At 53.1% G+C, this 21,440-nt stretch carries 17 protein-coding genes; 4 read left to right on the top strand and 13 right to left on the bottom strand.

Annotated elements, in window-relative coordinates:
- Positions 1-80 precede the first annotated feature (80 nt).
- A complete protein-coding gene (locus SE16_RS08330) occupies positions 81-497 on the top strand; it encodes a rhodanese-like domain-containing protein (protein ID WP_082373750.1) in 417 nt (138 codons plus the stop codon).
- Between the two features lie 82 nt (positions 498-579).
- Here the strand turns inward: SE16_RS08330 and SE16_RS08325 are convergent, their stop codons facing one another.
- The 12 genes from SE16_RS08325 to trxA form a co-directional block, all read right to left on the bottom strand.
- Entirely contained in the window at positions 580-1,227 is a 648-nt protein-coding gene (locus SE16_RS08325; RefSeq protein WP_054491618.1) for a CBS and ACT domain-containing protein, read from the bottom strand.
- Between the two features lie 126 nt (positions 1,228-1,353).
- On the bottom strand, positions 1,354-1,995 hold the full coding sequence (gene cas4, locus SE16_RS08320) for a CRISPR-associated protein Cas4 (protein WP_054491619.1): 642 nt from the start codon (positions 1,993-1,995) through the stop codon (positions 1,354-1,356).
- Positions 1,996-2,012: 17 nt separating this feature from the next.
- Complete coding sequence (gene cas2 / locus SE16_RS08315; protein ID WP_054491620.1) at positions 2,013-2,270, bottom strand: CRISPR-associated endonuclease Cas2; 258 nt, start codon at positions 2,268-2,270, stop codon at positions 2,013-2,015.
- 8 nt (positions 2,271-2,278) lie between these two features.
- Entirely contained in the window at positions 2,279-3,298 is a 1,020-nt protein-coding gene (gene cas1, locus SE16_RS08310; RefSeq protein WP_054491621.1) for a CRISPR-associated endonuclease Cas1, read from the bottom strand.
- Between the two features lie 33 nt (positions 3,299-3,331).
- Positions 3,332-3,916, bottom strand: coding sequence for a CRISPR system precrRNA processing endoribonuclease RAMP protein Cas6 (cas6, locus tag SE16_RS15970; RefSeq protein WP_160316920.1), 585 nt, complete (start codon positions 3,914-3,916; stop codon positions 3,332-3,334).
- A 527-nt stretch (positions 3,917-4,443) separates the two neighbouring features.
- Complete coding sequence (locus tag SE16_RS15780; RefSeq protein ID WP_152917978.1) at positions 4,444-5,160, bottom strand: hypothetical protein; 717 nt, start codon at positions 5,158-5,160, stop codon at positions 4,444-4,446.
- A gap of 10 nt (positions 5,161-5,170) precedes the next feature.
- The gene (locus SE16_RS08290; protein ID WP_054491625.1) at positions 5,171-6,115 is read right to left on the bottom strand and encodes a DevR family CRISPR-associated autoregulator; all 945 of its coding nucleotides are present in this window, start codon (positions 6,113-6,115) and stop codon (positions 5,171-5,173) included.
- A 10-nt stretch (positions 6,116-6,125) separates the two neighbouring features.
- On the bottom strand, positions 6,126-7,928 hold the full coding sequence (locus SE16_RS08285) for a hypothetical protein (protein ID WP_054491626.1): 1,803 nt from the start codon (positions 7,926-7,928) through the stop codon (positions 6,126-6,128).
- Positions 7,929-7,978: 50 nt separating this feature from the next.
- Positions 7,979-10,579: a DEAD/DEAH box helicase gene (locus tag SE16_RS08280; RefSeq protein ID WP_054491627.1), complete on the bottom strand. Its 2,601-nt coding sequence runs from the start codon at positions 10,577-10,579 to the stop codon at positions 7,979-7,981.
- Positions 10,580-10,583: 4 nt separating this feature from the next.
- The gene (locus tag SE16_RS08275; RefSeq protein WP_054491628.1) at positions 10,584-11,633 is read right to left on the bottom strand and encodes a helix-turn-helix transcriptional regulator; all 1,050 of its coding nucleotides are present in this window, start codon (positions 11,631-11,633) and stop codon (positions 10,584-10,586) included.
- Positions 11,634-11,848: 215 nt separating this feature from the next.
- Positions 11,849-12,064 carry a winged helix-turn-helix domain-containing protein gene (locus tag SE16_RS08270; protein WP_054491629.1) on the bottom strand — a complete coding sequence of 72 codons (216 nt, stop codon included), beginning with the start codon at positions 12,062-12,064 and terminating at the stop codon, positions 11,849-11,851.
- A gap of 379 nt (positions 12,065-12,443) precedes the next feature.
- Complete coding sequence (gene trxA, locus SE16_RS08265) at positions 12,444-12,782, bottom strand: thioredoxin (protein ID WP_054491630.1); 339 nt, start codon at positions 12,780-12,782, stop codon at positions 12,444-12,446.
- Between the two features lie 305 nt (positions 12,783-13,087).
- Between trxA and SE16_RS08260 the strand changes: the two genes are divergently transcribed.
- Complete coding sequence (locus SE16_RS08260; protein ID WP_054491631.1) at positions 13,088-15,337, top strand: cache domain-containing protein; 2,250 nt, start codon at positions 13,088-13,090, stop codon at positions 15,335-15,337.
- 185 nt (positions 15,338-15,522) lie between these two features.
- Here the strand turns inward: SE16_RS08260 and SE16_RS16405 are convergent, their stop codons facing one another.
- Positions 15,523-16,338, bottom strand: coding sequence for a hypothetical protein (locus tag SE16_RS16405; protein ID WP_201782266.1), 816 nt, complete (start codon positions 16,336-16,338; stop codon positions 15,523-15,525).
- A 64-nt stretch (positions 16,339-16,402) separates the two neighbouring features.
- Here SE16_RS16405 and SE16_RS16565 point away from each other — a divergent pair, with 64 nt between their 5' ends.
- Together SE16_RS16565 and SE16_RS08245 are read left to right on the top strand one after the other, a co-directional pair.
- The gene (locus SE16_RS16565) at positions 16,403-18,940 is read left to right on the top strand and encodes a lamin tail domain-containing protein (RefSeq protein WP_200907195.1); all 2,538 of its coding nucleotides are present in this window, start codon (positions 16,403-16,405) and stop codon (positions 18,938-18,940) included.
- Between the two features lie 176 nt (positions 18,941-19,116).
- Entirely contained in the window at positions 19,117-21,429 is a 2,313-nt protein-coding gene (locus SE16_RS08245; RefSeq protein WP_200907196.1) for a glycoside hydrolase family 3 N-terminal domain-containing protein, read from the top strand.
- Positions 21,430-21,440 lie beyond the last annotated feature (11 nt).

Genomic DNA, 21,440 nt, shown 5'->3' with positions numbered 1-21,440 from the left:
GGCTTGTTTATTTGGCGGCTATGACGAGTTGGCTATACTCCCCGCATGTATCAAAAAGAGAGAGCGGAGGAGAACGCCTTATGAAGCGTATTGTGTGGCAGCTGTTGGCATTCTTGCTTGTGCTTGTTGGTGGCGCGGTTGCGTGTTCGAGCGATACGGCAAGCGGCACGTTTGAGACTGTGACGCCAAAAGAGGGGTTGACGCTCATTCGCGAGCACAAGGATGACCCCAATTTTGTGATTCTGGATGTGCGCACGCCGGAAGAGTTTGCCGGTGGGCATCTTGAAGGCGCCATCAACATTGATTTCTATGCGCCCGATTTTGAGCAACAATTGGCGCAATTGGACAAGAGCAAGACCTACTTTGTGTATTGCCGAAGCGGCAATCGGAGCGGGCAGACAATTCCCATTATGAAGAAGTTGGGCTTTCAACAGGTGTATGAGTTGCGTGGCGGCATTGCGCAATGGGTGCGGCAGGGGTTGCCGTTGAACCCGTAATGCACGATGGTGGGTGATACACAAAGAGCGGCGCACACGAGCAATGCGCCGCTCTTTGCATGTGTTGCCTGTGAGGAATGTGCTAGACCTCGCGGGCATCCAACACGTGATCACCCAAGGCTTCGAGCACATCCACGATTTGCTCTTTGGAAACGCCACGTACTTTGACGAGCAGGTGGCGCTCTTCGGGCGTATCGCCGTAAAATGTGCCTACGCTGATGATATTGCCGCCTTGTTCGGCAATGGCGGTTGCCAATTGCGCCAAGACCCCGCGGCGCTCCGGTACTTCGATAGTCAGCCGCAATCCCGATTGACCGCCACCCAGTAATTCGACAAATGCTTTGAAAATGTCGGTCTCGGTGATGATGCCGACAACTTGGTCGTTTTCATCAACCACGGGAAGCCCGCCGATTTTGTTGGTGACCATGAGATTGGCGGCTTCTTCAATAGGGGTATCCGGTGTGACGGTGATGACGTTGCGCGTCATCAGTTCTTCAATTTTGAGTTGCGAGAGGAGGTAGTTCATCTCCCACACGGTGAGCGTTGTTGCCGGGGACGGAGAGGCGTAGAGCAAATCGCGCTCGGCGACAATCCCGATGAGCCGCCCTTTTTTATTGACCACGGGAAGCCGACGAAAACCTTTTTCTTTCAACAGTTGCATGGCGTCAACGAATGAGGTGTCGGGCGTAATAGTCACAACGGGGCTGGACATTCGATCGCGAACGAACATGAGCGTATCCTCCTTGATCCGCTTGTCTTGAAACGTGTTCTGCATTGACCAGTATACGCCAGGTGTGGCGAAAATGCATCTTCCAGATGGTGAGGTGTGGGCTATCCATTTGGGTGGGGAAGGTGGTTAGAAAACATCGTTGCAGTAGCGCCGAAATTCGCACGAGACACACAACGCTCGCTTGGTCGTTGGCGGCGGCAACTGCTCAGCCAGCAAATGCGTGTGCATGGACTGAACCACGCTTTCAACCTCGCGCAGGCGGTGGGTATCCAATCGAATTTCACGCATACGACGGCGTGGCAGACTGTAGACAATACCGCGTTTGACTTTCCGCCCTTGCCGTATGAGAAGCAGACCATAGGCGGCAATTTGCATGGCAACATGCTTCCCCTGCACGTTGGTGCTGTCTTTGAAATCCACGGGGATGTGTTCATGCTGCGCTTCAATCACCAGGTCGGGGCGTCCTGAGAGCCCCAGTTCGGCATCGAAGAGGGGCATATCCATGTGGTAATCGCCCTCTGGCAAGGTGCGTAGGTGGCGACGGCGCAGGCGAGCCCGTTGGCGTGTGTGCATCTCATCGCCGACTTGCATGGCGTAGGTGGTGGGGCGCCATGTGCCCAGCAGGCGTTGATACCAGACCACACGAGCGCAAACAAACCATTGTTTGACATCGCTGGCGGTGAGAATCAGTGGATCGAGACCATCAGCGATGGCGAGCGCTTGCGGTTCGTTCGCTAGCGGTTCATCTGTTGAAGGAGTGGCATACACCGGACGACTCCTGCGTTTCAAGTCGATGTCTCTTGATGAATAATTTCATCGCGAGCGTTCCAGTCGCGTTCGCAGAGGGGGAAGCATTGGATTTTGCCGTCGTGCTTACCGAGGATATGCCGCAAACGTTTCATCAGCTCACGCCGGTAGGTGGGAGTCAGTTCACCCAGGAAAGCGCTATACTGAATGCGTTCCAGCCCATAATCAAGGCAGGCTTCGGAAACGCGCGTCCGGGTACGATCGTCCGGAATGTCGTACACGAGCAGGCAGCGCATGGCATACCTCACCACGTTCCCACAAACGGTTCATAGGCGTCACGTTCACCCCGCAGAAACATCGCCAGCCGGCGTGCCTGTGTTTGCAAAATTGTGTTGAGTGAAAGACGTTCTCCCTCAAAGGGCATCCGCGTCGTCAATCGGTCCAGTACCAACTCGGCGATTTTACGCCGTGTAGGTTTCGCAAGGCCTTCCTCATCTTGTTCCAGGTGTCCCCCCTTGTTGACGTAGCCAATCAGAGGGCGGTCTACCACCTGTTGGCGAAATTCTTCAATGAGGTCGAGAACGAGGCTGGGTTTGCCGGGGCGGTCGGCGTGGAGAAAGCCTGCGTAGGGATCGAGCCCGGCGAGCAACAAGGCGCGCTCGACTTGTCCGTAGAGAACCCCGTAGCCGTAATTGAGCGCTTGGTTGAAAACATCGTTTGCCCCGCGTGTACGGCGGCCTGGCCAGTCGAATGTTGGCCGCAGAATGGCGCGCACACCTTCCCAGTAATGGGTGGCGGCACGTCCTTCGATGCCCAGAAGAATGTTGCGTATCTCGTCAAGGGAAGCAGTGCGGGGCAGGCGGTCGAGTTCGACAATGCCATCTTGCACATGCTGCGCTGCGATTTGTACGGCATCGGCACGCACTGCCTCGGCATTTTTGGCGAAATAGCGCAATGCAGCACGCTGATTGCGTAGTTTTCCCTGCGCCATGGCAATAGCTACGGCGACCCCACGTTCATCATCGTAGGCGCGAATTTGGGCGCGCCGAGTGCTTACCGTCCCAACCAATGCGGCACTGTAGAGCAGAGCGTACACACGGCCCGTGCCCGCGATGAAGAAGATGGGAATACCACGTTCGCTGCATGCCTGAACCGCATCAGCTGAAACACTCACACCTTGGGATAAGACGAGTACCGCTTCGAGGTGCAGCAGAGGGTAGTCGCCCAGTTTTTCGCGGGTTTTGGAACGTGTAAGCCGCAAGCGTTGCGAATGTTTGCCAATATGGGTGCCGAATTCATCAGCGATGAGATACTTCTTGGGCACTGGTTTCCTCCCGGTTTCAGGCAGCAATTGGTATTATGCCGCGTGGATCGAAATCCACCCGTTCCCTTTCACAGTGCTTCGCCCTATTTGAACAACACAGCCCCACAGCAGTATAGGGAGCAGTGGGCGCCAGTCTTTGGCGGTATAGGTGGCCTGTCCCACGAAGCCGCTCAGGGGTGTTACTCTGCCCGTACGCCGAGAGCCACTTTTCACTTCCACCCAATGAGTTTGATTGCGAACCATTCGCACTTGTGTAGCTGCTTCAATGAGCGATGCGTAGTTCCATTCTGGTTCTCCATCGGCGTATTGATCAATCACTCCCTCTACTCGTTCCAGCAATCGTTGAAAGATGGGGCGGAAGTGCGGAACCTTGAGCAAGTGGCCTTGTTCTACCAAGCGTGTAGGCGAACGAAATTGTACCGTGATCTCATTCTGCGTCATGGAATCTAATAGGCGATGGGTGGCCGCATCAATTGTTGATTGGTCTATAAAGAGTGTTGGCACAGTGACCTCATGGTTGGGTGATTTCATAATCAACTCGCGTTGTCCGGTGAGAGGATTGAGCGCCTCGATGCGTCGTAGGGTGAACTGGCCTCGTTTCCCCCGAAGCTCAGCCATTCTGCGTCCTATACCGATTTGCCCCATGGCGGGTATAGCTAATACAAGGTAGGGCAACAGGTTGACAGCTACACCGAAGAGCGTCATTCGGAAAGTAAACGTATCGCCAGGCTCAAGCCGGTACCAGCCAGGACCACCGTTGAGGACGTGGTCTATAGGGCGACCCTGACCGCCGGAAACAGCCACAGTGTAAGGTCGGACGGGCTGACGTCCGCGCCACCATTGCGGATTCTCGCGTGCTATAAGCCAGCAAGCTGGGCAGGTGGCTGTATGGGCTGTATCGCCACCTTCGGGCACAGGGCAGTAATGGCGTCGGAGCACGCCAAGTAGCGCGCCTCGCAGTGCTGAACCTGCCCAATGGGGGAGCTCGAGCGGTGTTTTCGCTGCGACTGTAAATTCGAGAATACAGGCTTTCAAGTTATGCATAGGTGTTTTCTTCCTCGATGTTGGTCTTGCAGGCGGTTGTTCTTTTCGCCGTGCCTATCTTCATCGTGAACAACCGCCTGCCATTGTTACTCTCGATTGCGTTACTTTGCTCCCGTATTTTCGTACACCGTAAACCCACGTCCCGCTTGTGTCATTTGGTAAGGAAGGATGACATCGAAGCGGATACGCTCCTTCCCAACACGGATTTTACCCGCGTGGTTATACACATTCAGGCGCTCCCAGGTGAGATCGTTTCCCCACTCATCTACCCGTTGAAGCAGCCCGAGAGGGAACGAGGCGGGCAGCTCTTGGCTCAGGTCGTGACCAAGAAGAGTAACGAAGCCATGCGGTAGGTCATCCTGGAGAGATGGTGACGCTTCTAGTTGTACGAGACTGCCGCGCTTGCCGAAGTAGGTAATATGCTCCAACCAAGAAGTTGCCCGATGCAAGATTGGTGCATCTCCTTGGAGAGCCACGCCCAAGGTGCCCCACCAATGCACATACTCACGAAAGGCTATAGTTTTTTGGAAGGGGCGATCGCTATCTGCATCAGAACGTTCGGGTTTGAGCACTTTGGCAAAAAGTGCGCTAACAGCTACATACTTCGGCGGCTTGATAGCCAAGGACAGCCTCCTGACGTCTTCTACAATTTCTTCGGCCCGTTGGATACCTTCTATGCGCAGAGCTGCATCCACCAGCGCGGTACGAATGCTAAAAGGGGTGGGTATAAGCAGGCTTTTTCCTCCTGTGGAGGTGGCTTCTCCGTGTTTCAGGGAAAATAGCCCTACAGGTTGGTAATAGGCAATGAGCCAGGGCATAGCATCCCTCCTATGATGCGAAGAGCGTATATGGGCGCGTGTTCTGCAAAATGCCTTGCATCATCTCGGTAAATTCGGCCATATTCTCGAATCGTTTGACTTCCAAAACAGTGCCTTCAGGGTCCAGGTTTTGCGCAATACGTGCAATTTGGTCGGCATATTCATCGGCCAAAGGGCTGATGGTCGGTGCGGGCATGACGCCATAACTGATGGTAATGACACCCTCGAAGGCGTGGATATGAGGGTTCTGGGTGCCACGCATAGCGCCACTGGGTTCGATATAGGTGTACATGACGCTCTTCAAGAAGGTTTCATAGCGGCGCTGACGCTCTTCGGCGTCAATTGCGTAGGTCTGACTCACGTCATTGAAGCCAATGCGTGCGATTTCAAAGGTGGCGACAGACGCATACACACCAGAGGACGCGGGGCGATGGAAGATGGGTTGATCGGTGGCTTCCTCGCCGCCACGTTCGCGTGCGTAGCGCACATGGAAGTAGGACTCGGTACGTACTTTTTCGGGAATACCCACCACCCATGCGAACTCGGCGATGGATTTGCGGGGAATGGAGCGAGCTCCACGGGCAATGAGTGTCCCTTCTGTATCGTCAAGGGCGCAGTAAGAGAGTAATTGATTCAGTACATCTTCGTCTGTCTTGGGGAGGTTGTTGAGAAACTCTTTGTCGGCGAGGATACGGGCAGCATCGAAGACTTGGCACCCGCGGCACAAAGGCAGTCGCCCTTCCTTTGCCAACAGATAGTAGTGCTCGGCTTGAATATGTTTGAACATATCGCCGCTAATCGCATTGACCTTGTGGACATTGCCATCAGGGGTGACGATAGCCACAGTACGGGTCATGGTCTGGTTGCCTTCTCCCCCTTCGTTATTCAGAGAGTGCATCTCCAGAGTCAGGCGGCCGGAGATAGAAAGAGCATAGACGGCTTTTTGTTCAGTCATGGTTCGCCTCCTATTCTGCATGTTCTTCCACGTTTTCTTCTAAAACGGGCGCTTCTCCCGTTTCTTCCACATTTTCGCGGGGTTCACGAGCGTAGCCATAGGCAATGAGCAGATTGGCAACAACCTCGGAACCATATTCGTCAATGAGATGTACAATCTCGTCAATGGCTGTAGTCCGCACATCTTTACGCCGTTGCTTTCCAGTGCTTTCCAGTTTTTGGGCGTTTTCCTGATTGTAACTTTGCAAGAAATTCATGAGCGCAGTAATGAACTCCTCGGCAACTGTGGCCTTGCGTTGGAGTTCTGCGGCCAACCCATAGCGCACTTCATAGAGCGGCGGCTCATTCGTCTTTTGGCGTTTGTACTGCGCCTTCCAAAATTGAGGAATAACGGTGCTGTGTCGGATTGCGTATGCGATTTCCTGAAACCCTGGGGTTTCGAGAATTTGAGAAAATCTCTTTGGTCCAGTCATGAGTAACCTCCTTAGATTGTTTGTGGTGAATTGAACAGCATACTGATTCTGTGCTAACCGTTGCATAAGGTAGTGGGCATATCCTCGTGTAAAATTGAAGAAAGCCTCCCACTTCCCGCCAGCGACGAAATCCCGATACTCTTTGAGTAAGTCGTAGCCACCACTATGCCTCTCATCAATGCTATGTACAACGTTCAGATGCTCTTGGAGGAGATGTTTCCAACTCTGTACGTCTTCCTGTGTCTTGATATCCTTGCCCCACTCCGGCAGGTGCAGGAAGGATTGGTTGAGCATTGTATAGGCGTTCCGACTCATCATTTTGAACTGCACGGTATAGAAACCGTGGACGACCGTGGTGGGGTTGGTGGGTACATTTGGATCGTTTGCGTGCTCCAGTGAGTAGTCCAGCCAAGTTTGGTAGAAGAGCAGAATGCTAGTGATATCCGTTTTCAGGCTGGTGGTGTCCTGACGGCGTTCACGCCATAATGTGCGAGCGAAACGAGCATACACCCGACGGAGATCACGTATCCAGATACGCCGTGGCGCCAGGACGTACACTTTCCAGTCTTTCGTATCGGATGTCTGACGTGGGAAAGTGATTTCCCAGAGGCCAGCCGCCTTCAGGTACTCGATTGGCCATGGATTGCTCATATTGCTTGGCTGGAGAGAAGCAATTTTGGGTTGATTTTGTCCCTTTCCCTGATGTGGGTTGAGCAACTGGGAGGCGGTAACGGTATTGGGTACGCCATCCTCTTTGGCAAGCCGACGCCACTCTTTGTACACACTTTCGGCATCTTCCGCCTGGGTTGCCAGTGACAGAAAGGCTTGAAGATACTGGGGGAAGTGTTGCTCCAATCGTGCCCAGGCGGCAACAATCTTATTGTAGGTTGGCAGAGCTTGCATCTGGCGCGTACCAAGCCAAGCCACAATTTGCCATTCGGGTGGTGGCTCATTGTCTTTCAGTTGTTGTTGTTCGGCCTCTGTGCCCTTGACGCCTTTTTTGCTCAGGCTGCTACGCGAATTGGCGTATGTGCGCACACGCTCCCATACCTTATCCACGTCACGAGAAGGAAATCGTTCCTCAGGGAGCTCAGCGAAGTGTTTGCTTTTGATATAGCGGGCGATGCTGGCGAAATATCGGGCCTGCATGGGGTCGGGCAGGGGAAAGATCTGCTCGCGGCGGTCCACAACGCGAATTTCGTAATAAGCCCCTGCGTCAACAACGAACAGATCCCGCCAGCCTTGCACCTGACTCAGCCAACGGTCAACGAGCCTGGCGAGGCCCAGAGCTAACAGCGCATCGGCGTAGGTTTGAGAGGTTTTGGGTACGCGAAGCGTCATATCGTCTCCTCCTACATGTGATGTCTTCAAAACGGGACCTTCTAGGCGGACTATCTTCGTTCCTGTGACAGTCCATCAGTCAGTCGTAAAGTTCGCACCAGCAAGAAGTACGCCCACCAGTCCCACCACACGTCGTCGGAAGCGCGCTCATCTGGTGGGTCAATGAGATAGTCCTCCAATCGAGGCGCCGAATGCCTGAGAAGCAACTTCGTTTCATCTACGCTTTCTCCCCATTTGCCAATGGCTTTCATGGCGGTATGGACGGCTTGTGGGGCACGGGGGTGCATACAGAAAGGGCTCACATTGCTCGCCCGCGCGGCATGGTGGCGAGCAATGGCCGTGCAAACGATACGTGCCAACCACCCCCGCCCTTGGCTGTTGTCCAGCTGCTGATAGAGAAGAGGCCAGGAGGCTACGGCCCCTTCAGCAGCATGTGGTGGACGTTTCGGCCGCACTGATCGGGCAATTTGCTTGTGTGTTTCGCTGCCATCACTCCACGTGTGGGCAACCAGACAGTGGTTCTCGTAAAGCGGTTGACCAATACGTTTCTGATATATCCACGCCCACTTTTGCCAATCTTTTTGCAGTTTGCCCACATCGTGCAGAGCAATGGTCAAATAGAGCATCTGCCATACCGCTTCTTTGGAAATGCCTAAAACTTCCGCCAGGCGACGGGCAGACCAGGCAAAGCGCTTCTCCCAGGGGCCCATTTTCAGTACCTTCACCATACCTTCAATATGTTCGTGGTAGCATTCCAACTGATACGCTCCGTAATCGGGTTGCTCCCGAAGGGGGCGAAATGTGATTGAAGATTCATAATTGCCGTTGCTTGCCACACCGAGGCGGAATCCACGCTCCGCGTCATAGGCGGCCAAGTGTGGATGTACGGCGAGGAAGAATGCACCTTGCAAGTCTTCATTGGTATTCACAGGAAGCCAGAAATAAAGGGCCTCGTTGTCGTCCTTCCCTTCGCGAACTTCTAATCGGCGCAACGCCCATTCCAAGCCAAGGGTATTCTGCAATGTGCGAAGTTCTCCAAGAGATGCATGGAGTGAACCAATGTGGATGGAAAATCCCTCACGACCAAAGGGCGGTTCTTCGCTTTCATCAGGCGCATCATACACGATAATCGTGCGTGAGGAGATGGTATTACGAATGAGTTGGGTGCGTGTGGCGGTAATGCCCAGGTCTAGTGCATCGCATATGCCACGCCAGATCTCCCCTTCTTTTTGATCAATATCGTTTAGCAACGCTTCATCTTGCTTGGTGTGTGCTTCATCAATAATAGCTTGCTCTTCAGGGAAATCCACGACTTGACCATGGTACTTTTGCAGTGCAGCCCACGAACGTTCGCACGTCTCCCGTTCGACAGTTGTCTGGTCATAAGGTTTGAAATTGGGCATACCATTGGCTTGTGGAGGGGCTGGATACACATAGACACGCCCTTTTTCTCCGGGATAACGCGCACAGCGCCCCGCCCGCTGGAGCACCGCGGCTGCAGGCGCGCTTTCTGTGTGTAGAACCTCAGCACTGATATCCAATCCGACTTCGACAACTTGGGTCGCGATAACGATGATGGAGGGTTGTTGCGCTTCTGTACTTTTTGGCCCCCAGAGCATGCGCAAAAGTTCTTCTTTGAAACGCCGATGTTTGCTCTCAAATCGGCTGTGCAGCAACATCACCCAGGGGGCTTCCGCGTGCTGAAGGAGGTGTTCGCGAACCCGTTCGACCAAGGGGAGCCACGGGTTTTCACTCGTTTTCTGCCCCTTTTCTTCTTTCTGTAAACTTGCTCTCAGTGCCTCTTCGTATTCTTCATCCGTGACCAAAGAAGAGAAGGGGATACCTTGCGCCCCCGCGTTCAGTAAAGCTTCATACATAGACTGTGCTCGTCCTACAGTGTTTACAACAACTAACGAGCGCTGATGGTGATGGCCCAGAATGTTTTGGGCTTGGTGTGTACCGTTTTCCAAATCAATCAGTGGTGTATCCGCTATGTAAAAACGGCGTTCCTTCTGTTGGTCACGTGTCGCGATAGCGCGTGCTTCTTCAGGTGATACGACCACTGTCTCCACGGTGACTCCAGAATCCCTGAGCAGGGTGGCAATTTGCTGTAGTAGCGTGCTGGAGAATGTGGCCGTCATGAGCACAAAGGGCGTAATGCGTCCGATCTGGCGCAAGAGTTGCAGCACAGTGAGAGAGGCTTCGTATGGGAAAAGATGAAATTCATCAAAAACGAGGTAGGACCCAAGTACTGCACCTACATTCAGGTTGGAGCGTGTAGTAGAAAGGCTGTACGGAACTCCCAACAGGCTGCTCAGTGTTTGGTCGAGAGTTGTGAAGATTATGTCCCCCCGAAATTCAGGGTCCAATGGTTGCTCGCCCGTTTGGATGGTAATGTGGGGCAAAGTAGGGGTGCGGAGTCGTTGGACCAGGCGGCGTGTCTCCGTCAAAAATTGGTTGGCAAGTACGCGCATCGGTACGGTATAGATGGCTTGGCGTGGAAACATTTCGGGATCATCTCGGTCCCATGCTTCGAGAAAGGGCCAAAGTGCAGCCAGGGTTTTGCCTGCCCCAGTCGGCGCCTGAAGAAGAACACTGGTGCCATTGCGTAAGAGTTGAGCAACCTGTATCTGGTAGGGGTAGAGTTTCATGCAATTACTCCGTATCAAAGAGTTGCTGGAAACGTTTTTGGTCGTAGTCAGGGTCATCGGGTGTTGGTTCTGACGCAACGCCATATAAGCGCGCCAACGCTTTCGCTTCACGAATGAGGGTCAGGCGCAATTCCTCGGGAGCTAGCACCTCAACATCTGCACCCCAACCGCGAATCCAGGGGAGCATTTCTTGCGGCTCAGCCACCCGCGCCCGCCAGATGAGCGCACCATTGGGTTGTTCTTCCAGGTGTTCAGATGGATGCCAGCGCGTTTCTTTCACTCTGTGAGCCACACGTGGATGAAAGCGTAAAATAACCTCTACTGGTTCTTCTTCGGTGTACCAGATACCCCACGCATCGCGCAGCAGATTGCGGGGGTCGAAATCGTGGGGGATGGTGTAGGGTGTTGCCGTAATTTCGGCGCGTCGAATACGTTCTACTTTCAGCGTGCGGATAGCCCCCGGTGGCTCACGAAATCCGATCACATGGATTGTCCGCCCTACTGCATAGGGTTCGAGAAAATAGGGAGAGAGCAGATATTCATAAACCCGATTTGTTTTCTCATGCCAGTGCCATACTTTTACCTTGCGCCCTTGGGACCAGGCACGAGTGAGCGTTTCCAAAATGGTGATAAAAACAGGGTCTTGACGTTGTGCTTGTGCTTCTATTACCTCGGCAGAAAGAAGGAGGTGGCGGCTCACATGGGGCGCGAGGATACGTAACTCGTGGCCCAGCTTGCGCAGGGCACTGGCTGCATGTGGGTTTCGCTCGTCCATGCGTGTTGCCATGAGGCGTGCGGCCAAATGTATGGCTGTGGCTTCATGAATGGTCACGCCCACTTTTATCTGATACGCGTCAGAGTTGATGCCAACGCGTTGTCCGTCTATCCAAATGGGGATGCCCAACTGTTCCAAGTCATGGACATATCGTGCCACTGTGGAACGATGAACCCCCAAACGACGCGCAATTTCCGCTCGGGTAAGTCCTTCCGGATAGGCGAGGAGAATGTAAATCATTTGCTCCAGGCGCGTGGCTTTTCCCTCGATCTTTTCCATTGTGGTAGCCCTCATATCATGTATGTAGCGGTTTGTAACACTTTATCACATGTGTAGGTAAAATCCCGCAACAAGAGAGCACTTTTTCAAAAATTTGCGGCGAATTCGTCCAAACCTGTGCATCTGGTTGCAATCGTTGTGTTGAAGGGGCAACACATATCCAAGCGCGTCGCCCCTTCGTGTTTTTGGCATTTAGCAGGAGGACAAAGTTTCCTTCACTTTTCCTTTCCTTTGCGGTAGGGATATAAGCCTCCTCGTTCGTCTTCATAAAGAAGGAACCCTGCTTCTTCCAATGCTGGTAATCGGCGGATCACTGTGGAGCGTGAAACACCCAGTTTGCGAGCCAACTCCGCAGGACGGATACCGGGGTTTTCTTTGATGATGCGAATCGTCTTCTCGAACTCCTTTTGTTTGCACTTCCAGAAGGCCATGAGAGCACCTCCATTAAGTGGGATTTGCTCCCACTGTAGAGGTGCCTTGTTGCAGGATTTGCAACAATTGTTTTGTCCAAGCGGATAATTTTGCATTTTCAAGGGAAGTTTTTGAGGTGTACTCGCAAGACCAAATACTAAGGTATGTTCTCAAGATTGGTTCATCATCACAGATCATCACGGCGAGCATTTTTCTTCAGACGACTCGTAGCATGAATATACACTTTCCTCGCGACAATTTCATCACCAAAACAGACATTTGAGTAGTGAATTTTTGGTGAAAAATGAAGGAAAATTGGTGAGATGATGCTTTTGACGAGGGGAAACAACAACACCCCGCCATCGGCGAGGTGTTGTGTGCTAGTGGACGTTGACTTTCTCAGGACGCTTGGGCTTCGACGTGCGGCAGAATGCGGTCGAGCAGGCGCTTTTTAGGCATGTAGCCGATCAGGCGTTCCACGGGTTGCCCATCTTTGAAGAGCAACAGCGTGGGAATGCTTTGTACCCCATATTCCATAGCCAACTGCGGATATTGGTCTACATCCAGTTTCGTCACCTTCAACGTGCCTTCATATTCGTTGGCGATTTCTTCCAGAATAGGGGCAATCATGCGGCAGGGGCCACACCAAACAGCCCAAAAATCAACGATGACAGGCACATCAGATTGTTTTACTTCCGCATCAAAGTTCGCATCAGTGAGTTCAATTGGCTTTGCCATAACAATCTCCTCTCTCATTGCAGACTTGTACTCTGGCTGAGTACCTCGTTGGCTTTCAAAGCCGTGTCATCTTAGCAATGCCACCTGGGCTTGTCAAAGCCTTCGGAGTGTACAAGCGATGCATTGTGAAGAGCGATCTGTAAAGGAGGAATGGCGGCGGATGGGAGTAGAGAGTGTAGTGAAAAAGCGGTGCTGGCAGTGCGGTAAATGATATGATGTAATGAAAATTGTAAGAAAAGTGAGATACAATTTAAACTGTATTTTGGGAGCATGCGCTTTTTGCGAAAAGGCTTTTGGAGGTAAGTGTGAACGGGAAGCAACAATTAGAAAGCAAAAATTTTCCTTTCAAGAAAGTTCTCATTGTACAGGGGGATTTGCGTAGTGCGGAGTTGCTTTCCGAGTTTTTTTTGCAGCGTGGCGCTGATGTGTATCGGTTTCAATCTATAAAAAAAGCTCGCAATGAAATTGATACATTTTCCCCTGACCTTGTTTTAATTGATTTACACCTGCCATCTGATGAATGGGTGGATTTTATTGGCGAAATACGGAAACGTTTTCCGCATGCCCGTTTCGTTATGACGAACCGTTACCCTGATTTTAACCAGGAGTTGCTTGCGAAGAACTTAGGTATAGAAGTTTTTTTGCGGGCACCATTCACTGAGTTTTGGATTGAACAAGCACTTGAGCGCTTACAGGCTCTTGACACTTTTAAAAAGCCGGGGGCTTCGTGGCGTTCACGTGTTCGTGTACCGGTTAGTGTGAAGATTACGTTGCCTTATATGCTCCTTGCTTTGCTTGTTGCCATGGCGGCTTCGTATGTTGTGAGTCGATGGTTATTTGAGACTGTGGAAGAACGTTTTCGCAACCAATTGGCAGAGGCTGGCAAGGTGGCGGTGGAAGTTTTTGTGGATATTGAAGATCAGCGGTTGGAAGTGTTGCGATTGCTGGCAAATACAGAGGGAGTGGCAGATGCGATTCAAGCGCATGATGCTGAAAAATTACGCACAATAGCATTGCCAATTGCTGTAAATTATGGGGAAGAAATCATTGAAATTTTGGATGCCCAGGCTGTGAGCGTGCTTTCGTTGCGTCATCAAGGGCAAAATCCAGAAAACTACGTATTTTCCCAGGGATCTGATATTTACGCTGAATGGCCTTTTGTGCAAAAAGTATTGCGGCGCCAAGCAGATGAGATTGGGGATAAATTTGCTGGCGTGGTACAACTTCCTTTTGGATCTTATTTTTATGTTGCAGGTCCTGTGTATGATAATCGCGGCGAACTCGTAGGTGTTCTTTTAGTTGGGCGCTCGGTACAAACACTTGCCAGCGAGTTATCAAGTGTGGCATTGGCGCGTGTAAGTCTGTATGATGTCGATGGAAACGTATTGGGAACGACTTTGCCACGAGCATTCCCGTTATCATCTGACCTGATAACCGTTGTCCTCAACCGTCAGCAAGTTGAATCCCCTGTACGAACGTTTGAGGTGTTTGATTTACGGTATAGTGAAGTGTTAGCTCCTTGGGAGGCTCGCGGTGGCGAAGATATAGGGGTAATTGGTGCGTCACTTGCACAAAACTTTCTTGTACGCGCAACACGTACGACACGGATTAATATTTTCTTGCTCATTACTTTAGCATTTTTGCTTATCATTATAGTAGGTGTCTATCTTGCTAATCGTATCACAACCCCATTAATGGAGATTGTGGACGCGTCTGATGAAGTGGCACAGGGAAACCTTGATGTGCGAGTGATTCCACGCGGGAATGATGAAATTGCTGTTTTAGCGGAGTCCTTCAATTACATGGTGGCGTCATTGCGAGAAGGGGCTATTTACCGTGACCTTTTGGGGCGGACTGTTTCGCCAGAAGTGCGTGAACAATTGCGTATGCAACTTTCCCAAGGCAATCTGAAACTCGAGGGACAAAAAACGGTTGCAACGGTATTGATGACTGATATTCGTGGATTCACCACGATTTCAGAGCAAACCAACCCAGAAACGATTTTTCATTGGCTAAATGAATATTTTGGTCGTATTGTTCCGATCGTAACCACTCTGCAAGGGGTTGTCTCACGTTTTGATGGCGATGCCATGTTGACCTTTTTTGGTATTTTACCACGCCCATTGCCGCCTGAACAGAGTGCATATTATGCATGTGTGGCTGCTGTCCGGCTTATTCAAACTATTACTGCGTTCAACGCTGAGCGCCTGAGCCAGGGGCTACCGCCTTTTGTGACGGGTATTGGTGTCAACACTGGTGAAGTAACAGTAGGAGGCGTTGGGGCTGCTGACCGGTTGCAATTCACATTGATTGGCGATACGGTAAATACTGCACAGCGTTTGGAGAGTTTTACACGCATTTTTGGCGAGACAAGCGCTGTTGTGAGTGAATATACCTATGAGGCTTTGGGGGAATACCGTTCATATTTTCAATTTGAGTTTTTGGGGGAGCATCTTTTGAAAGGGAAAACACGCCCAATACGTATCTATCGCTTATTACCGGTGTTTGATGGTGATATCCAGTTTTCCACTGTTGATGCTGAGCGCTCAAAGTAAGCGGTAATGGCGAAAAATTCTTCTTCACACTCACAATTCGGTGGATGGCGTCAGTGGTGGCTTTTGCTCTCGCTTGCTCTGCTTGCATTGGGAATTGTGTTTCTTTGCGCCATCATCATGCGATTTCCCATTGTAAGCTCAATCCAAGCGATTGATGTTGCCTTGCACGCAAGTCGTCAGGCAAATTATGCCCCTGATCCACTACCAACACCGCTTCCACCTGCCAGTTTGAACCTGATTTGGGAGACCATTCGGGACCGAGAGCCTTTTGTAAAAGATTTGGAGGAACGCAAGCGCCAAGTTTTGGTGGCTTTGTTGACGCCTGTCCCAACGGTGACACCGGACCCATTTCGGACACCAATGCCAACTGTTCCTATTCCAACTTCTGTTCCAACGCAGTCAGTTGAACCAATTCCATCAGTTGTCTCTCTATTGACACCGGTAGCAACACGTGCGCCCTTGGGAACACCACAACCCACGCCTGTGCCACGTACTACACCATTACTGACGCCACGTCCTACGCAGGAGCCTGTTGGGACACGCTTTCCGACACCAACAAAGATCTTTGTAGCTGCAACAGCCACACCTGTTGCAGCAAGCACTGCAACACCAACGAGCACACCGACACCCACGCCGGTGCCGCCAACGCCGATGCCGACGAACACGCCCACGCCGGTGCCGCCGACGCCGACGCCGACCAGCACGCCGACGCCGACGCCGACGAACACACCGACACCGACGCCGACGAACACGCCGACACCGACGCCAACCAGCACGCCGACGCCGACGAACACACCGACGCCCACGCCGACGCCCACGCCGACGCCGACCAGCACGCCCACGCCGACGCCGACGAACACGCCCACGCCGACGCCAACGAGCACACCGACACCCACGCCGGTGCCGCCGACGCCGACGCCGACGAACACGCCCACGCCCACGCCGACGAACACGCCCACACCGACGCCGACGAACACACCGACACCGACGCCGACGAACACGCCCACGCCGACGCCGGTGTTGCCTACACCGACGCCTACGCCGTATACGTACTTAGGTGGGCATGTGCAGTGGATTGCTCCTGGAGATGGTGCAACAGGGGTCTCTTTGATGCCGGAGATTGTAATTCAATTTAACCAGCCAATGAATGACCTAACTATTAATACGACAAATATCTTGCTTTCAACAAATCCATCAGGGGCGCAGGCGGTTCCTGCAACCGTGGCGTATGATCCGGGAACTCAAAAAGCTTACCTGCGTCCACTCAGTTCACTTTCTCCAGGTACAACATATCATGTCATTGTAAAAACGCTGGTCCAAAATGCCGAAAATAGAAATATGGGAGTAACGGTCAAAACGCAATTTACAACATGTACGTCTTGTGCGAATACGCCACCCCAAGCGAAGGATATAATAGTCTACACTTACGAGGGAAGAGGTTTTGTCCTGGATGCCACTTTTAATGCATTTGATGCCGAGTTTGACCCGATACGTGTTTCTTCAGCAACCTGCAATAATGGGACTGTGGTGACGAGTGAGCGTTCAATCTGGTATACACCCGCTCTGGGTACATATACTGATACATGTACGTTTACATTGACGGATAACATAGCAACATCGAACACAGCATCGTTGACGGTATATGTACGCCAAAAATTTGACACTCGTCAGGTCATTTTCAATGAAATTATGTGGGGGAATGGTGATTATGAGTACATCGAATTGAAAAATCCTGACACGACAAATAGTGTTGTTATCCGGTTGGCGTTCAAGATAACAGTTTCAAATAGTGATGCGACACCATTTTCAGAAATTGTGATTGACCCACCTGCTCCTGCACCATTGATACCGGCAACGGAAACAATCTTGCTTTACCCTGGTGCATACTATCTGATTGAGCGTCAGGCAAACAGTACAGATATTGCCGGCGACATCTTGTGGGGGACTGACAGACTTTCTGACAGTGGCGCGTTGCTTGAACTGTTTGACGTTGACGAAAACTTTGCAGCATTCGAACGGGCAAACCGCAATGGTGCATGGTATGCAGGCTCATCGACAACTTCCATGGCTCGAACGGGGAACCCACCTGACGATGGAGGGTTGAGTACCAGTTGGTGTACAAGTGCGTTGGGAACATCAAGAGACGGAAGTGGCGCAACTATTTATGGAACACCGCGTGAGCGGAATAATTGCGGAACGTTGAGTGCGCTCTCGCCGTTGTCGCAGGGGCGTGTTGCGACGGCTGCAAGCCCTACGCCGATGCCTTTGCCGACACAAACGCCCGTTATCGCTTTTGACCCGCTGGTTTCTCGAGCGCCGCGCTTACCGACGCACCGTGATGCCAGGGCGCCGGTACGTCTCAGTGAAGTACGAACGTATGGTGTCAATGGTGCTGATGATGAATTTATTGAATTATACAATCAAAGTAATGAATCAATAGACCTGGAAGGATGGAGTATCTGGGTTTCGGCGCATCCTAACTTGGCAAGCAGATGGTTTGAGTTTCCTTCTGTGCGATTGTTGCCGGGGCAACATCTTTTGCTAGCCGGACCTGGATATCATTCGCCAATTCCGCCGGATTTGGTTTATACCACTGGTATTCCGAAACGGGTTGGTATCGCCTTGGTAGAACCGGATGGCTTGACTATTGCAGATGAAGTGGGGTGGACAGCACAGACTTTATTTGGTGAAGGTACACCACTCGATTCTTCGTATGCTCAAACATTTTTTGATGGAGCCTGGGGGCGTCGTTCAGATGGCGCCTATGGCTTATGCCGTGATACGAACGATAATGCTCGCGATTTTGTATGGCAACTGGCGACGCCACAAAACCGCCATTCTGGGAGCGGAATGTGCAATGCGTTGAGCATCATTGGACCAACACCTCAGCCACACCCCACTCTGCCACCTGTTCTTGTGTTGACGAGCATACCAACACGCTCGCCAACGCCAACCAACACGCCTACACCAGGGCAGGGGGGGATGCCAACGCCAACGTATTCACCTTTACCAATGTTCCCATCGAAAACGACGACACCGCCGTTGCCCATCACAAGCACGCCTACACCGACGCCGACACCAACGAGCACGCCCATACCGATGAGCACGCCGACGCCGACACCAACGAACACGCCGACACTAACCAACACGTCGACACCAACCTCAACACCGACGAATACGCCGACACCTCTGCTCGAACCGGCGCTTACGCCATTCCCACCCACTCCTTCAACATGTGGTGTGCGGTTGACACGACTGTTCCAACAGGAAGGCGTTTGGTTTATAGAAATGGTCAACGCGACGGAACAGCCGCTTTCTCCATCGACATGGACGTTGACATGGTCAGACCCAGCGCCCTTAATGGTTCTCACTCTGTTGGCGGATGATGCCATCCTTGCGCCACAAATAAAAGTCCCTGCCGCATCGCCTGTAAAATTAGCATTGGAAAAAGTGCAATGGTTACCGGCGCAACGTCTCATGGCTCAAATTGGCTGGGCGCAATCCGTCGCTTTTGAGTGGGACATGACGTTTGCCGATGGGTGTCATTTCTTGTGGTCGTCTGACTCTTCCGAGTATCCCATTGTCGCGCCCACCCAGAAATAACGCCCGCTCCATCGAAGAACACCCCTAGCACCACCTCACCCCCACTGGTGGTCTTCTCTGCTCCTTGGGTGTATACTGCCCGCGGTGCTGCGGGCACCGCTAGCCCCAAAGCAACGGCGCTTTGCCAAAGCATGCTGGCACATTCCTTCAGGAACCAACCTTCCCAAGGAGCCCCTATGGTTATCTCAGAACTCTTGAACCGCATGACACTGGATGAAAAAATCGCGCAACTTGGCGCCGTCTGGGCGCACGAAGTGCAAGACGGACGCGCATTTTCCCACGCCAAAGCCCGCACGCTGATTCCCCACGGTATTGGACAAATCACACGCATTGGCGGCGATACAACCCTCGAACCGCCTGCCGCGGCGCGTTTCGCCAACGCCATCCAGCGCTACCTGGTGGAAGAGACTCGCCTGGGTATCCCCGCCATCGTCCATGAAGAGACATGCGCCGGCTTAATGAGCCTCGGAAGCACCGCATTCCCCCAAATGCTCGGCGTCGCCGCAACGTGGATGCCCGACCTCGCCGAAGCCATGACGCGCGTGATTCGCGAGCAAGCCCGCGCCGTGGGCGCGCACCAGGCGCTCGCCCCTGTGCTCGACCTGGCGCTTGACCCGCGTTGGGGGCGTTGTGAGGAAACCTTTGGCGAAGACCCCCTGCTCGCCAGCCATTTTGGCATGGCGTATGTGCGCGGCTTGCAGGGAAACGACCTGCGCACCGGTATTCTTGCCACCGGCAAGCATTTCATCGGCCATAGCCTCTCCGAAGGCGGCTTGAACTGTAATCCCGTCCACATGGGGTGGAACGACATCTGGAATGTGCTCATGATGCCGTTTCAAGCCGTGGTGCAGGAAACCAACATCGCCGCCATCATGAACGCTTACCCTGAAATTGATGGAGAAGTCGTCGCCGCGTCCCGCCGCTTGCTGACGCAGGTGTTGCGGGAGCAACTCGGTTTCAACGGCATTGTTGTGTCGGATTACGAAGCCATCACCATGCTCAACTCCTTCCACTTCGTCGCCGCCAATGAAATCGAAGCCGCTCTGCTGGCGTTGCAAGCCGGTATTGACATGGAACTCCCCACGCGGCGTTGCTATGGCGACGCACTCAAAACCGCGCTCGAACAGGGACGCCTTTCCATGGAGACGCTCGATACAGCCGTGGAACGTGTGTTGCGCATGAAAGAAGCCTTGGGCTTGTTCGACAACCCATACGTTGATGAAGGCGCTGTGCATTTGCATTTTGAAACGCCCGCCCAACGCCAATTGGCGCGCACCATCGCCGCAAAGAGTTTGACGCTTCTCAAAAATGATGCCAACCTGTTACCGCTTTCAGAACATGTGCGCACACTTGCCGTCATTGGTCCCAATGCTGACGCCCCGCGCGCACACCTGGGCGATTACAGTTATGCCGCCGTCATCGAATTGTTGCGGTTTGCGCCCATGCCCGGCTTGGGGTTTGGCGCTGATGATTTTGACGCCGAGCATGTGCGCCGCCATGCCGTCGCCGTCCCCTCTGTGTTGGAAAGCATTCGCGCGGTGGTGCCGCACGCAGACGTGCTCTACACGCCGGGATGCCGTCTCACAACGCCTATCGAGCACGGTATCGAAGAAGCCGTGCGCCTTGCGCAACAGGCGGAAGTGGCTGTCGTGGTGCTGGGCGACCGCTCCGGTCTGACGCCCGACGCCACCAGTGGGGAAACCCGCGATTCATCCACCTTGCGTTTGCCCGCCGTGCAAGAAGAACTCCTGCGCGCTGTTGCCGCCACCGGTACGCCGGTCGTGCTGGTGCTGCTCAGTGGGCGTGTGCCGGCACTGAGTGCTATTGAACCGCTGGCGCAGGCGATTTTGGAAGCGTGGATTCCGGGTGAAGAAGGCGGACCCGCCATTGCCGATGCGTTGTTTGGGCGGGTGGTGCCTGGCGGAAAATTGCCGGTTTCGTTCCCGCGCTCGGTGGGGCAGTTGCCGGTGTATTACTACCGCAAACCGTCCGGCGGGCGTTCGCATTGGTACGGCGATTATCTCACGGAGCCAACCACCCCGCTTTACCCCTTTGGGCACGGCTTGAGTTATACGACGTTCGAGTACGACCAATTTGCCGTCTGGCCGAAGCAGGCAACTCTGGACGAGACCGTTCACGTCCAGATCCGTGTGCGCAACAGTGGGGACGTCGCCGCCGATGAGGTCGTTCAGTTGTACTCGCGCGACCGCTTTGCCTCATCACCGCGCCCCGTCAAGGAACTGAAAGCGTTTGCGCGGCTGACATTGGCGCCCGGCGAAGCCCGTACCCTGCGGTTTCATCTTCCTGTGGCAATGTTCGCCTTTTACGACGTGGCGCTCGATCTCGTTGTAGAACCGGGAACCATCGAAATCATGGTGGGGGCGTCGAGCGCGGACATTCGCGCACGGGGGGTGTTTGAGATTGTTGGTGAACGCACACGGCTCGCTCGCCGCTCGTTTGCCTGGCGTGTCGAGACCGTTGCCGAATGAACAACCAATGC

It is taken from the genome of Ardenticatena maritima (genome assembly GCF_001306175.1).
Taxonomy (GTDB): Bacteria; Chloroflexota; Anaerolineae; order Ardenticatenales; family Ardenticatenaceae; genus Ardenticatena; species Ardenticatena maritima.
Note: the sequence above shows the minus strand (reverse complement) of the source record. Positions and strands in the feature narration are given on the sequence as shown.